The sequence below is a fragment of the Arthrobacter oryzae genome, assembly GCF_037911235.1.
In the GTDB taxonomy this organism is placed as follows: domain Bacteria; phylum Actinomycetota; class Actinomycetes; order Actinomycetales; family Micrococcaceae; genus Arthrobacter; species Arthrobacter oryzae_E.
Map to the genome: position 1 here is coordinate 395,359 of NZ_JBBLYW010000065.1, position 13,656 is coordinate 409,014.

Consider the following 13,656-nt stretch of genomic DNA (forward strand, 5'->3'; position numbering starts at 1 on the left):
ACACGAAATCCTAGCATCGGACAGCTCTGCGGCAGCGGAACGGTAGGCTGGTCGGGTGCCTATAACTAACGAACGCATTGTCTGGATCGACTGCGAGATGACCGGCCTGGACCCCAAGAACGACGCCCTCATTGAGGTGGCCGCCCTGGTGACGGACTCCGAACTCAACATCCTCGGCGACGGCGTGGATGTCGTCATCCGGCCGGACGATGCCGCCCTGGCCCAGATGAACGATTTCGTCCGCGACATGCACACGCGCTCCGGGCTCCTCGAAGAACTGCCGCACGGGAAGACCATGGCAGAAGCCGAGGCAGTGATCATGGAGTACATCGCGAAGTGGGTTCCGGATCCCCGCAAGGCTCCGCTGGGAGGCAATTCCGTGGGCACGGACCGTGTATTCCTCGTCCGGGACATGCCCGCCGTGGTGGAGCACCTGCACTACCGGGTCATCGACGTCAGCACCATCAAGGAACTGTCCCGGCGCTGGTTCGCCCGGGCCTACTTCCAGGCCCCGGCCAAGCACGGCGGGCACCGGGCACTCGGGGACATCAAGGATTCCATCGACGAGCTGCGGTACTACCGTGAGGCAATCTTCGTCCCGGCACCGGGGCCGGACAGCGCCACAGCACAGCGCATTTCCAAGTCCGTCATGGCGTCCGCAGGGCGCCCGGTGGAGTCCGCGGAAAAGTAATCTGCGCCACGTTTGGGGGAAATTTCGGCAAAACCGGCAAAAGTGGCAAAAACACCTCCGCGGAGCAGGTAAGCTATATGACGTTGCCTTCCAAGACAGCCGGTTCGCCGGACGGTCTGGCGCGGCACATGGTGGGCTTAGCTCAGTTGGCAGAGCGCCTGGTTGTGGTCCAGGAGGTCGCGGGTTCAACCCCCGTAGCTCACCCTCATGAAGGGCATGATTTTCCGCCCTTGCGCAAAGGCCGCACCGGTTATCCGGTGCGGCCTTTACTTGTTCCCGTACTGCATCAAAAGGAACCCACCTGACATGACCGTTCTGCCGATCACCATCTGGGGCGAGCCGGTTCTCCACCGCCGGGCCGCCGAGGTGGAAGTCTTCGACGACGAACTCCGCACCCTCATCGCCGACATGTTCGACACGAACGACGCCGCCAACGGTGTGGGACTCGCCGCCCCCCAGGTGGGAGTCGGCAAGCGCATCTTTGTGTACAAGTACGCCAACGACGACGGTGTGCCCCCTACCGGTGTTCTGGTGAACCCCGTCCTGACACTCTCCAAGGTTTCCGGCGCACTCCCGGATCCGGATGAGGAGGTGGAGGGCTGCCTGTCATTTCCCGGCGGCCAGTACCCGCTCAAGCGCGCCGAGTGGGCTCGGGTGCAGGGGTTCGACGGGGACGGGAACCCGGTGGACTTTGAAGCAACGGACTGGTTCGCGCGCATCATCCAGCATGAGTACGACCATCTGGACGGCAAGCTCTACGTGAACCGGCTGATGGATCGCTTTGCCCGCAAGGCCATGAAGCAGGCCAAGCGGAGCGGCTGGGGAGTTCCCGGCCTGACATGGATGCCCGGCGTCGACCCCGACCCGTTCGGGCACTAAGCGACGCGGCCGGTGCAGCTGCCAGCGGCGCCCCTGCCACAGCGGAGCCGATGCTGCGGCACTCCCCTAGCGCGGAATAATGGTCCGCTGCTCCGGACACGATGAGAGGACGCGCTTCATGGCGTCCTTTTCAGCCTGGGTCACCCACAGGGTGTAGGCGGCCTTGACGGAGATCTGGCGGGCCACGTAGTGGCATCTGAAGGCCTTGTTTTTCGGCAGCCAGCTGGCCGCGTCCGAAGCGCTCTTTTCCTGGTTGGCCGGACCATCCGCAGCCACGAGGTTAAGGGGATCGTTGGCGAAGCTCTGGCGCTGCTGCGGCGTCAACTGCTGGGCACCCTTTTGCCAGGCGTCGCCCAGGGCCACGACGTGGTCGATCTGGACCGCCTTGCTGCTTTCCGCTCCCCTGGCGAAGGTCACCACAGCTCCCGTGTACGGCTCGTGGAACTCGCCGCCCGCCACCCGGCACCGGGAGCCCTCCGTGAACTGCGCGCCGTCCAGGTCCCGTCGCAGGATGTCATTACGGGTGTCGCAGCCGTTGCGGTCCACATCCAGCCAGGCCTGGCCGTATGCCGCCCGCTCGTAGTTGTCGTTGGACGCCCGCCCTTTGACCTCGAGCGTTTCGAGCGCAGCCGACGCACTGCCGTCCGGTACCGGCCGCACCGGGGGGACGGCTTTCATCCACGCCGCGTCCAAAACGGGGGCTTCGCTTGGTCCGCTGACCGAAGACTCGGCTGCGGCAAACTGGCCTGCCGAGAAAAACCAGCACACGGCGGCGACCAATACCGCGGCGAGCACAATCAGCAGCGCCCAGGCCTGGCGGGAGCGGCGGCGGGCGCGGCGGTAGGCCGCCCAGCTGATGGTCATGGTTGATCTGTCCGGGGAGAATTCCTATGCACCGGACGAGCCTAGGTCAGGCCACTGACAACGTGGCCGATATCCCCAGTGTGGAGGAGGAGTTATTGCTCCTTTATCACACGCTTGAGGTCCTCGGCGGCAAGGTCCAGCAGCTCCTCGAGCTGTTTGACCCTGCTCACGGGAATCTCTCCCGCGGCATGCGCCACCCGAGCCTGTTCAAGGAGGCGCGTGGCTTCCTTGTGGTTTTTCCGCGCTACGTCGAGGGCGCGTTCAAGTGTGGTTTCATGTTCGAGAGTCGATTCCTGTTCCATGACTCCATTTTGGGACCGTTTCCCGGCCGATGCCAGAGCACCGGCCGGGAAACCTCAGACCTTCGCCTGCTTAGTGCCTAGACCGCGATGGCGGCCAGCGCCGCAGCCGGTTCCTTGACCGGGAACGACGGCGGGTTGACGCCGGCCATTTCCTCCATCACGCGGACAACCTGGCAGCTGTAGCCGAACTCGTTGTCGTACCAGACGTAGAGGACCAGGTTCTTGTCGTTGGAGATGGTGGCCAGGCCATCAACGATGCCTGCACGGCGGGAGCCGACGAAGTCGGTGGAGACCACTTCGGGGGAATCGATGTAGTCGATCTGCTTGCGCAGGTCCGAGTGCAGGGACATCTGCCGCAGGTAGTCGTTGACCTCGTCCTTGGTGGTGCCGTGCTCCAGGCTGAGGTTCAGGATGGCCAGGGACACGTCCGGGGTGGGGACGCGGATGGAGCTGCCGGTGAGCTTGCCCAGCAGTTCGGGCAGCGCCTTCGCAACAGCCTTGGCGGCACCGGTCTCGGTGATCACCATGTTCAGTGCGGCGGAGCGGCCGCGGCGGTCACCCTTGTGGAAGTTGTCGATCAGGTTCTGGTCGTTGGTGAAGGAGTGGACCGTCTCAACGTGGCCGTGGACCACACCGAACTTGTCGTTGATGGCCTTCAGAACCGGGGTGATGGCGTTGGTGGTGCAGGACGCCGCAGTGACGATCTTGTCCGAGTCCAGGATGGTGCCGTGGTTGATGCCGTGGACGATGTTCTTCAAATCGCCCTTGCCCGGTGCCGTGAGCAGGACCCGGGAAACGCCCTTGCTCAGGAGGTGCTGGGACAGGCCTTCGGCGTCGCGCCAGCGTCCGGTGTTGTCCACCACGAGGGCGTCCTTGATGCCGTAGGCCGTGTAGTCCACCGTGGACGGGTTGTCCGAGTAGATGACCTGGACCTGCACGCCGTTGGCCGTGATGGTGTTGTTGTCGGTGTCCACCTTGATGGTGCCCTCGAACGAACCGTGAACCGAGTCCCTGCGCAGCAGGCTGGCACGCTTGGCGAGGTCGTTGTCCGAGCCGCGGCGGACCACGATGGCGCGGAGCCGGAGGCCGTGGCCGCCACCGGCCTTTTCGATGAGGAGGCGCGCCAGCAGGCGGCCGATGCGGCCGAAGCCATAAAGCACGACGTCGGTGCTGGTGCGGTCGTCGCCGCCCCGCTTCCCGACGACGTCGGCGAGCTCGGCACGCAGGAACTCGTCCAGGCTTGCACCGTTGGCCTCAGCCTTGAACTTCTGGTTCAGGCGGGCGATGTCGATGGCCGCTGCGCCCAGGTCCAGCCCGGCGAGGGCATCCAGCAGCGGGGCCGTCTCTTCAAGGAGCAGCTCGTCTTTGCTCATCCGGCGCGCGAAGCGGTGCGCCTTCAGGATGTTCATGGTGGATTTGTTGATCAGGCTGCGGCCGTGGATTGAGGTCACCACATTGTTCTCGCGGTACAGCCGGCCGATGACCGGGATCATGGCCTCGGCAAGCGCCTCACGGCCCATCCACGTATCAAGACAAGAATCTGACGTCTGGCTCAAAGAACTACCTTCCTTGGGTCAACCACATACGTCCTCGTATGCGGATGTCGGCCACCGGAGGTATTCCGGGGCACAGGCATCGGCGGGGATTCGGTCCACCCCGGACACCTTGGAGAAGCGCAAAGAAAAGCCGCCGGCTGCGAACGCAGACCAGGCGGCAGAACTTCTACGTTCGCTATCCATTCTAGGTCGGCGTCGGCTCCGCCACCGCCCCGTAAAGCGTGAAGTCACTCACATGCCGTCATGCGCAGGCCTCACGGCATAGGATGACCGCATGGGACTCATAGTTGCGCTACTTGTCATCTGGCTCATTCTTTCGATCCTGGGCTTCGTCGTGAAGGGCCTGCTGTGGCTGGCCGTCGTCGGCCTCGTCCTTTTCGTCGCCACGGCGGCGTGGGGATGGGTGAAGCGCAAGGCCCGGGCCTAACCCAAACACGGCTTCGACCTTCAAAAGGGCCGGCACCACATGGTGCCGGCCCTTTTGCCTGCACATTTGTTTGGCTGGGCCGGTTCGCCCGGGCTGCTCACGGGCCGTCGCGGCGGTGGTGGATGGGTTGACCGATACGCCGGGTTCTGTGTTCCCGCGCCGTTGCCGGTGCGGGAGTAGCGGCCATCCATCTACGAACGCCGTTGCCGACGCCCTCCAGCGGCCTACCCGGACACTCGGGCGGGCAGCCCTCGAACGTGTCCTGTCTGGCCTTGCTCCGGGTGGGGTTTACCTAGCCTTCCCGGTCACCCGGGAAGCTGGTGGTCTCTTACACCGCCGTTTCACCCTTACCTGCTTCGTGCCGCTTTCAAACCGGCGCGATACAGGCGGTCTATTTTCTGTGGCACTGGCCTGCGGGTTACCCCGAGTGGGCGTTACCCACCACCCTGCCCTGCGGAGCCCGGACGTTCCTCGAGCCACTTGCGTGACGCGCGGCCGCCTGGTCAACCCATCCGCGTTTCATTCTACGGGCTATGCCGGCTGTCCGGTTCCGCAGCCGGTCTAGAGGGCTTTTCGATCCCTTGGTGGGACAATTGAACAAGATCACCCCTGGCACGAAGGAGGGGATCCGGATGGACCCCACCAGTACGTACATCGCCATCGCCGTCACAGTGCTGCTGCTCATCTTCCTAAAGATGTCCATCCGCATCGTGCGGCAATATGAGCAGGGCGTGCTTTTCCGGCTAGGCAGGGTCATTGGCATTAGGCTGCCGGGCCTGCGGTTCATCATCCCGGTCGTCGACCGTCTTCCGTTGGTCAGCCTGCGGATCGTGACCATGCCGATCCAGTCGCAGGGAATCATCACCCAGGACAACATGAGCGTCGACATCTCAGCCGTGGCCTATTACCGCGTGGTCGATGCCGTGAAATCCGTCGTGGCCATCGAGAACGTGGCGGCCGCAATCGACCAGATTGCCCAGACCACCTTACGGAAGGTGGTTGGCAGGCACAGCCTCGACCAGACGCTGTCAGAAACCGAACGCATTAATAGCGACATCCGGAAAATACTGGATGCCCTGACGCTGGAGTGGGGTGTCGAGGTGACCTTGGTGGAACTGAAGGACATCCAACTTCCCGAAAGCATGAAGCGCGCCATGGCCCGCCAGGCTGAGGCCGAACGGGAGAAGAGGGCGAAGATCATCGCAGCTGAAGGTGAGGCCATCGCGGCGGCTGCCCTCGGCGACGCTTCGGACACCATGATGGCCCACCCGCTGGCTCTGCAACTGCGGAATCTGCAGTCCTTGGTGGAAATCGCGGTGGACAAGAACTCCACAGTTGTCTTCCCTGCGCCGCTTATGAGCACCATCGGCGAACTGGCCGCTTTCCTCGCCCGCGAGAACCAGGCGGCCACAGCCGCAGCCAAACCGCCGGTCAAGGCTGCCTGAGCTGAAGCCAGCACAGCACTCCCCCCACCGCGCGCCGGTAAGATCGTACGGTGCTGATTCTGCTGCCGCCGTCTGAAGGCAAGACCCCCGCTGTCCATGGTGAAGCCGTCGACTGGGCAGCCCTGAGCTTCCCCTCGTTGAATACCTACCGTGCAAAAGTGCTGGAAGCCCTCGGAGGCGTCAGCGCCCACCGGGACGCGCTCGCCCTGCTGGGCGTCGGCGCATCCCTGAGCGCCGACGTCGAACGCAACACCCGGCTGCACACGGAACCGGCGGCGCCGGCGCACCAGGTCTATTCCGGCGTCCTGTACGACGCGTTAGGCTATCAGTCGCTGACGGCGGCGCAGCGCCGGAAAGCGGATGAATCAGTCCTGGTGATCTCCGCCCTGTGGGGCGCCATCCGCTTCGCTGACCGGGTGCCCGCCTACCGGCTGTCGATGGGTACGCCACTGCCCGACGTCGGCCGGCTGGCCTCGTTCTGGAAGCCGCAGATTTCGGATGCGCTGGCGGGCGAAACCAAAGGGGAGCTGTTGGTGGACTGCCGTTCCAGCACCTATGCCGCCGCCTGGGCACCCCCGCCGGCGCAGACCGTCACCGTCAATGTCTTCTCGGAAGTGAACGGCGTGCGCAAGGTGGTCAGCCATTTCGCCAAGCACACCCGCGGCGAACTGGCCCGCCACCTGCTGACACGCCGAGGCGCCGCCCCCCGGACACCGGCGCAGCTACTGAAAGCGGCACGCGAAAAGTGGGAGGCCGAGCTGGTCCAAGGCTCTCCGCGCAAGGCGCACGCCCTTAACATCATCCTGCCCAACTGACTCGCAATTAACGTCGTCATTCGCGCTTTTCACGACGTTAACTGCCAGCTACTTGGGTATGCTTAGGCCCATTCAGCCGAGCGGACCAGGATGCAGCCGGAGTCCGGGCAGTAAACAATGTCGTCGTCGGCGGCTGCCTTGATGTCGGCGAGGTCGCCGGGGCTGAGCTGCATGCCGGAGCCCTCGGACTTGCCGTGGAACAGCCGGGCTGCGCCGACTCCGCGCTTGGCCAGGGTCTTCTCATAAGCCGCCAGCAGACCGGCATCGAGGCCTGCCGCGAACTCCGAGCGCCTGGCACCCACCTCGGCGGCTTCCGCGGCAATCTCAGCCAGCGCGGCGTCCAACTCGGCGCGGATCCCGCCAAACGATCCCTGGACATCGTCCACAATCTTCTGCTGCGCCGCCTGGCGCTCACGGAGCCCTTCCAGCCGTTCCATGACTTCCAGTTCCACGTCCTCGAGGGTGGATAGCCGTTTGGTGAGCGAGGCGATGTCGCTTTGGAGCGCGACAAGGTCCTTGGACAGGCCGGTGCCGCTGTTCAGCCGGGCTTCGTCGCGTTTGATGCGGGAGGCCACCTGCTCCACGTCAGCTTCCGAGCGCTTGAGTTCGGCTTCGGCGTCGTGGACCGCCATTTTCGCCGCGCCCAGTTCGCCGTTGGCTACGGCCAGGGCGGCTTGGAGGTCGCTGATCCGGGGATCGCTTTCGAGGGTCCGGCGGCGGTTGGACAGCGATTTGAGCCTGGCGTCGAGTCCCTGCAGTTCGAGCAATTTCAACTGTTCTGCCGGTGCTGCCTTGGCCACTATTACCTCCGCTTGTTCCTACCGGCCGAAGCCGGGCACCGGACCGGCGCAGTTTAGACTCTAGTCCCCGCCCGGAGTCAGAATGAAGTCCCACGGATCGCTGTTGGTGGTGCTCACCCGGATCTCGACGTCGTGGCCCTGGTCGCTGAGGACGTTTCCCAACGCTTCGGCCGCCGCCGGCAGCCACAGCCACTCGCTGGCGAAGTGGGAAACGTCGATGAGGTACGGCCTGTCATTCACGGCGTTCTCCCGCGCCTCGGACGCGGGGTGGTGGCGCAGGTCGGCGGTCACGAAAAGGTCGGCGTTGCTGGCCCGGACCTCGTTGAACAGGGAGTCCCCCGCGCCGCCGCAGACTGCAACGCGCCGCACCAGGCCGTCTTTGTCCCCGGAGACCCGCACGCCGCCGGCGACGGACGGCAGGATGCCAAACACGCGGGCGGCGAAGTCCCCCAGCGTCATGACGTCCTCAAGGTCGCCGACCCTGCCGATGCCCTCTTCGGGCAGGCCGTTCGGCGCAGGGGTGAGGGGCACCACGTCCTGGAGGCCCAGGGCATCCGCCAGGACGTCGGAGACGCCCCCGACGGCGGAGTCACCGTTGGTGTGGACGGTCAGGAGCCCTGTCCCGGACTCGATCAGGCGGTGGACTGCCTTGCCCTTCGCGGTAGTGGCCGCTACGGAGGTGACTCCCTTGAGCAGCAGCGGGTGGTGCGTGATCAGGAGGTCAGCGCCCCACTCAATGGCTTCCTCGATAACGTCAAGGGTCGGATCCACTGCGAACATGATCCTGTTGACTTCGGCCGACGGATGGCCTGCGACCAGGCCCACCTCATCCCACTCCTCGGCGAGCGACTCCGGCCAGAGCTCTTCCACGGCCAGCAGGATTTCGCCGAGCGTGGTGGCGTCCGCGGTTTCGGCAGCGTCAGACTCGGCAGCGTCAGACTCGGCAGCGTCGGATTCAGCACCGGCGGACCCAGCACCGGCGGGATCGGCAGCGGTACGGGCGTCTTCTGCAACGTCGGTGTTCACAGGTTCCATACCCTCATTTTTACCCTATCCGCCGGCGTCGCCTGCACGCGCGGCAGTCTCGTAAGGTGGTGGAGGGAATCATCAGCGCGCTTCAACCATTGAAGAGGACATGAAGACTTTTGTGCTTGGCGGAGGCTGCTTCTGGTGCCTTGACGCCGTCTACCAGAAAACCAAAGGCGTCACGTCCGTCATCTCGGGCTACACCGGCGGGCACGACCGCCATCCCGACTACTACTCGGTCTGCTCCGGCACCACGGGCCATGCCGAAGTGGTGGCCGTGAGTTTCGACGAGGAAGTGATCCCGGCCGAGATCATCCTGGACATGTTCTTCGCCCTCCACGATCCCACCACGCTCAACCGCCAGGGATACGACGTCGGCACCCAGTACCGCTCCTCCATGTTCTACGAGACCACGGAGGAAAAGATCCTCTTCGAGGAGGCGATCGAACGGAACCAGGAACTGTGGGCGCACCCGATCGTCACCGAGGTCAGCAGGCTGCCCGTGTTCCACGTGGCCGAGGATTTCCACCAGGACTACTACGCCAAGCATCCGGAGCAGGGCTACTGCCAGGTGATCATCAACCCCAAGCTGGCGAAGGCGCGGAAATATTACTCTGCATGGCTTAATGCTTAGCAGCGGTCCGGCCGCCCTCGTTAGGCTGACCTCAGTATTCGCTGTTCAGAGAACTCTTCAGAGATAGGCACAAATACATGGCACGGATCTACGACGACGTCACCCAGCTTGTCGGCGGCACTCCGCTGGTCAGGCTCAACCGGCTCACGGAGGGCCTCGACGCCCAGGTGGCGGTCAAGCTCGAGTTCTACAACCCGGCCAACAGCGTCAAGGACCGTATCGGTGTTGCCATTGTTGACGCAGCGGAGAAGTCCGGGGCCCTCAAGCCCGGCGGAACCATCGTCGAAGGTACCTCCGGGAACACGGGCATCGCCCTGGCCATGGTGGGTGCCGCACGCGGCTACAAGGTCATCCTGACCATGCCCGAGACCATGTCAACCGAACGCCGCGTGATGCTCCGCGCGTTCGGCGCCGAGATTGTGCTGACCCCGGGCTCTGAAGGCATGCGCGGCGCCGTGGAAAAAGCCCAGGAGATCGTGGCCAACACGGAGAACTCCATCTGGGCCCAGCAGTTCGCGAACGAGGCCAACCCGGAGATCCACCGCACCACCACGGCCGAGGAAATCTGGACCGACACCGACGGCAAGGTGGACATCTTCGTCGCCGGCATCGGCACCGGCGGCACCGTCACCGGCGTCGGCCAGGTCCTGAAGGAGCGCAAGCCGGACGTCCAGATCGTCGCCATCGAACCGAAGGACTCCGCCATCCTGAACGGCGGCGCCCCCGGCCCGCACAAGATCCAGGGCATCGGCGCCAACTTCATTCCGGAAATCCTGGACACCAACGTCTACGACGAGGTCCTGGACGCCACCCTGGAGGATTCCGTCCGCGTTGCCCGCGACCTCGGAGTCAAGGAAGGCATCCTGGGCGGCATTTCCTCGGGGGCGATCGTCTGGGGAGCCCTCGAACTCGCCAAGCGCCCGGAAAACGCCGGTAAGCTCATCGTCGCGGTTGTCTGCGACTTCGGCGAGCGTTACATCTCCACCGTGCTCTATGACGACATCCGAGGCTAGGTCTTAGCCCGCCATTCACCGTTTCCTGTAGAAAGGTCTTTGTGAGCTTCTTCGCAAGACTTAAGGAAGACCTCGACGCCGCCCGGTCGCATGACCCGGCGGCTCGAGGCTCTTTTGAGAACTTTTTTGCCTACTCCGGCCTTCATGCCATCTGGGCGCACCGCCTGACGCACAGGCTCTGGCAGAATCCTGCGCTCCGCTTTCCGGCCCGCCTGATTTCGCAGCTGGCGCGTTTCCTCACCGGGATCGAAATCCACCCGGGAGCCACCATCGGCAAGCGGTTCTTCATCGACCACGGCATGGGTGTGGTCATTGGCGAGACGGCGGAAATCGGCGAGGACGTCATGATCTATCACGGCGTGACCCTGGGCGGACGTTCGCTGGCGAAGGTCAAGCGGCATCCGACCATCGGGGACCGGGTGACCATCGGCGCCGGCGCCAAGATCCTGGGGCCCATCACCATCGGACGGGACAGCGCCGTGGGTGCCAACGCCGTGGTGGTCAAGGATGCCCCGCCGGAGTCCATCATCACCGGTGTTCCGGCAAAGTGGCGCCACCGCGACGCCCAGCGCGAGACCAAACCTGCCGTGGACCCGGCCGAGTACTACATCGAGTACCGGATCTAGCCCGAAAACCGCTTGTAGACCGCCCAGAGCACCACGTCGAACGCGGTGTCCGGCAGGATCCTTCGCAGGGTCAGGATGGCCCGCGCGCCCTTGCCTACGGGATAGCGCGTTTTCGGACGCGCGGCCGTCGCCGCGTGGACTATGGCGTCGGCAATGACGTCCGGGTGGGTTGACATGCTGGAGCCTTCCGTGGAGGCCAGCGCTGCAGCGACAATTTTCGCCTGGTCCCGGTAGGGGCCGTGCCCGGACGTTTCCAGCAGGCTTTCGCCGGAGATGCCGCCCCACTCCGTCTGTGTGCCCGCCGGTTCGATGATGGACACCCTGATGCCGTGGGGCTTGAGTTCCAGGCGAAGGGAGTCACTCAGGCCCTCGACGGCGAATTTTGTGGCGTGGTACCAGGCTCCAAGGGGCTCGTACATCTTCCCGCCGATGGAGGACACGTTGATGATCCTCCCCTGTGCCGCTGCGCGCATGGCAGGCAGCACCAGCTGGGTCATGCGCGCCAGCCCGAAAACGTTGACGTCGAACTGCCGCCGGCCTTCAGCGGGTTCCACTTCCTCCAGGGAGCCGTAGGAGCCGTAGCCGGCGTTGTTCACGAGGACGTCGATCCGGCCGTGTGCCTCCAGGATTTCCCCCACGGCCGCCGCCATGGACGCCTCGTCCGTGACATCCAGCGCCAGCACCTTCACCCCGAATGCTTTCAGCGGCTCCATCTTTTCGACCCGCCGGGCGCCGGCGTACACAGTGAAGCCGTGCTCGCTGAGCTTCTTTGCAGCCTCAAACCCGATGCCGGTGGACGCACCGGTGACAAACGCGACTGGCTGGGACATGGGCTGCACTCCTTAGGGACAACGGCCGGCTTAACGACAACGGCCGGCGCCTCCCAGAGTATCCGGGAAGCACCGGCGCTTGATGTCACCGTTGGTGTCAGAGCCAGTGTGGCGCTGAGGCTAGTGGGTGTCCACTGCCTCGATTTCGGACTTGTCTTCGCCCCACAGGGTGTGGAACGTGCCCTCGGCGTCAACGCGGCCGTAGGTGTGCGCACCGAAGAGGTCGCGCTGGCCCTGGATCACGGCGGCCGGCAGGCGCTTGCGGCGCAGGCCGTCGTAGTAGGCCAGCGAGGAGGAGAACACGGGTACGGGGATGCCCAGCTGGACAGCCGTGGCAACCACGCGGCGCCAGGCCGGGAGGACCTCGGCGATGGCCTTGGTGAAAGCCGGGGCGAACAGCAGGTTGGCCGGCTTTTCGTCCGCGGCGTAGGCCTTGGTGATTTCCTTCAGCAGTTCCGCGCGGATGATGCAGCCGCCGCGCCAGAGGGAAGCGATCTCGTCCAGCTTCAGGTCCCAGCCGTATTCCTTCGCGGCCGAGGTCAGCATGTCCAGGCCCTGGGCGTAGGACACCAGCTTGGAGGCGTACAGCGCCTGGCGGACGTCCTCAACGAACGTTTCCGGAACCTCGACGGCGATTTCCTCGCCGGCGAGCAGTTCCTGGGCCAGCTTGCGCTGTTCGGCCTGGGACGAGAGGGCGCGTGCGAACACGGACTCCGCAATGCCCGACGTCGGGGATCCCAGCTCGAGTGCGGAGATGACCGTCCAGCGGCCGGTGCCCTTCTGCCCTGCGGCGTCCACCACGACGTCGACGAACGGCTTGCCCGTTCGGGTGTCCACGTGGCCGAGGACCTCGGCGGAGATTTCGATCAGGAACGAAGCCAGCTCGCCCTTGTTCCATTCGGCGAAGATCTTGGACTGCTCGGCCGGTTCGATGCCTGCACCGGAGCGGAGAAGGTCGAAGGCTTCGCCGATGACCTGCATGTCGGCGTATTCGATGCCGTTGTGAACCATCTTGACGAAGTGCCCGGCGCCGTCGGTGCCGATCCAGGCGCAGCAGGGCTGGCCGTCGACGTTGGCGGCGATCTTTTCCAGCAGCGGTCCGAGGGCGTCGTACGATTCCTTGGAGCCGCCGGGCATGATGGACGGGCCGTTCAGGGCGCCTTCCTCACCGCCGGAAACGCCGATGCCCACGAAGTGCAGGTCCTTCTTGGCCAGGGCGGCTTCGCGGCGGCGGGTGTCCTCGTAGTGCGAGTTGCCGGCGTCGATGATGATGTCGCCCGCTTCCAGCAGGGGCTCAAGCTGCTCGATCACGGAGTCGACCGGCTTGCCGGCCTTGACCATGATGAGGACGCGGCGGGGCTTTTCGAGGGAATCGACAAGCTCCTGGAGGGTTTCGGTACGCACGAAGTCGCCGTCGTGTCCGTGCTTTTCCAGCAGCGCGTCAGTCTTTTCAACAGACCTGTTGTGCAGGGCAACGGTGAAGCCGTTCCGGGCCAGGTTGCGGGCGAGGTTGGCCCCCATCACCGCAAGGCCGGTGACACCGATGTGTGCTGACATCAAAACTCCAATTCATTTCTGTGCAACGTGTGCATTCTGTTCCGCACTTCCTGCGGAACACGCTTTAAGAACCAGTGGCTGTCAATAAACCATATGTATTTCCGTTGACTACGGGAAAGTTGCGCCCACGTTTTGGAAGGTGGCGCGTCACAAAACAGTCTATGATGCCGCCGGCGTTCGGCCGGGCGGAG

General features: G+C 64.5%; 15 protein-coding genes, 1 tRNA gene and 1 other RNA gene. 9 read left to right on the plus strand and 8 right to left on the minus strand.

Going from position 1 to position 13,656, the window contains the following annotated elements; all coding sequences use genetic code 11:
• Positions 1-55: 55 nt before the first annotated feature.
• From orn to def, 3 genes are all read left to right on the plus strand, one after another.
• Entirely contained in the window at positions 56-691 is a 636-nt protein-coding gene (gene orn / locus WMN78_RS18815) for an oligoribonuclease (protein WP_340535266.1), read from the plus strand.
• Positions 692-822: 131 nt separating this feature from the next.
• A tRNA-His gene (locus tag WMN78_RS18820) sits at positions 823-895 on the plus strand.
• 102 nt (positions 896-997) lie between these two features.
• On the plus strand, positions 998-1,570 hold the full coding sequence (def, locus tag WMN78_RS18825) for a peptide deformylase (RefSeq protein WP_340535267.1): 573 nt from the start codon (positions 998-1,000) through the stop codon (positions 1,568-1,570).
• A 66-nt stretch (positions 1,571-1,636) separates the two neighbouring features.
• On the opposite strand, the gene WMN78_RS18830 is transcribed toward def, so the two are convergent.
• From WMN78_RS18830 to WMN78_RS18840, 3 genes are all read right to left on the minus strand, one after another.
• On the minus strand, positions 1,637-2,434 hold the full coding sequence (locus WMN78_RS18830; protein WP_340535268.1) for an HNH endonuclease family protein: 798 nt from the start codon (positions 2,432-2,434) through the stop codon (positions 1,637-1,639).
• Between the two features lie 92 nt (positions 2,435-2,526).
• Positions 2,527-2,736 carry a hypothetical protein gene (locus WMN78_RS18835; protein WP_340535269.1) on the minus strand — a complete coding sequence of 70 codons (210 nt, stop codon included), beginning with the start codon at positions 2,734-2,736 and terminating at the stop codon, positions 2,527-2,529.
• 77 nt (positions 2,737-2,813) lie between these two features.
• Positions 2,814-4,292, minus strand: coding sequence for a glyceraldehyde-3-phosphate dehydrogenase (locus tag WMN78_RS18840; protein WP_340535270.1), 1,479 nt, complete (start codon positions 4,290-4,292; stop codon positions 2,814-2,816).
• Between the two features lie 274 nt (positions 4,293-4,566).
• On the opposite strand from WMN78_RS18840, the gene WMN78_RS18845 reads away from it, so the two are divergent.
• Entirely contained in the window at positions 4,567-4,719 is a 153-nt protein-coding gene (locus WMN78_RS18845) for a hypothetical protein (protein WP_340535271.1), read from the plus strand.
• A gap of 119 nt (positions 4,720-4,838) precedes the next feature.
• On the opposite strand, the gene rnpB is transcribed toward WMN78_RS18845, so the two are convergent.
• An RNA gene (rnpB, locus tag WMN78_RS18850) (RNase P RNA component class A) lies at positions 4,839-5,230 on the minus strand.
• Positions 5,231-5,351: 121 nt separating this feature from the next.
• Between rnpB and WMN78_RS18855 the strand changes: the two genes are divergently transcribed.
• Positions 5,352-6,164, plus strand: coding sequence for an SPFH domain-containing protein (locus WMN78_RS18855; protein ID WP_340535272.1), 813 nt, complete (start codon positions 5,352-5,354; stop codon positions 6,162-6,164).
• 50 nt (positions 6,165-6,214) lie between these two features.
• Positions 6,215-6,979, plus strand: coding sequence for a peroxide stress protein YaaA (locus tag WMN78_RS18860; RefSeq protein WP_340535273.1), 765 nt, complete (start codon positions 6,215-6,217; stop codon positions 6,977-6,979).
• Between the two features lie 62 nt (positions 6,980-7,041).
• On the opposite strand, the gene WMN78_RS18865 is transcribed toward WMN78_RS18860, so the two are convergent.
• Together WMN78_RS18865 and WMN78_RS18870 are read right to left on the minus strand one after the other, a co-directional pair.
• On the minus strand, positions 7,042-7,779 hold the full coding sequence (locus tag WMN78_RS18865) for a zinc ribbon domain-containing protein (RefSeq protein WP_340535274.1): 738 nt from the start codon (positions 7,777-7,779) through the stop codon (positions 7,042-7,044).
• Between the two features lie 60 nt (positions 7,780-7,839).
• Positions 7,840-8,814, minus strand: a complete 975-nt coding sequence (locus WMN78_RS18870) for a Nif3-like dinuclear metal center hexameric protein (RefSeq protein WP_340535275.1) — start codon at positions 8,812-8,814, stop codon at positions 7,840-7,842.
• A gap of 100 nt (positions 8,815-8,914) precedes the next feature.
• Here WMN78_RS18870 and msrA point away from each other — a divergent pair, with 100 nt between their 5' ends.
• From msrA to epsC, 3 genes are all read left to right on the plus strand, one after another.
• A complete protein-coding gene (gene msrA / locus WMN78_RS18875; protein ID WP_340535276.1) occupies positions 8,915-9,439 on the plus strand; it encodes a peptide-methionine (S)-S-oxide reductase MsrA in 525 nt (174 codons plus the stop codon).
• A 77-nt stretch (positions 9,440-9,516) separates the two neighbouring features.
• The gene (cysK, locus tag WMN78_RS18880; RefSeq protein WP_340535277.1) at positions 9,517-10,452 is read left to right on the plus strand and encodes a cysteine synthase A; all 936 of its coding nucleotides are present in this window, start codon (positions 9,517-9,519) and stop codon (positions 10,450-10,452) included.
• Between the two features lie 41 nt (positions 10,453-10,493).
• On the plus strand, positions 10,494-11,078 hold the full coding sequence (gene epsC, locus WMN78_RS18885) for a serine O-acetyltransferase EpsC (RefSeq protein WP_340535278.1): 585 nt from the start codon (positions 10,494-10,496) through the stop codon (positions 11,076-11,078).
• Here epsC and WMN78_RS18890 read toward each other — a convergent pair.
• Complete coding sequence (locus tag WMN78_RS18890; protein ID WP_340535279.1) at positions 11,075-11,908, minus strand: oxidoreductase; 834 nt, start codon at positions 11,906-11,908, stop codon at positions 11,075-11,077. The genes epsC and WMN78_RS18890 overlap by 4 nt on opposite strands.
• Before the next feature lie 120 nt (positions 11,909-12,028).
• Complete coding sequence (gene gndA, locus WMN78_RS18895; protein ID WP_340535280.1) at positions 12,029-13,465, minus strand: NADP-dependent phosphogluconate dehydrogenase; 1,437 nt, start codon at positions 13,463-13,465, stop codon at positions 12,029-12,031.
• Positions 13,466-13,656 lie beyond the last annotated feature (191 nt).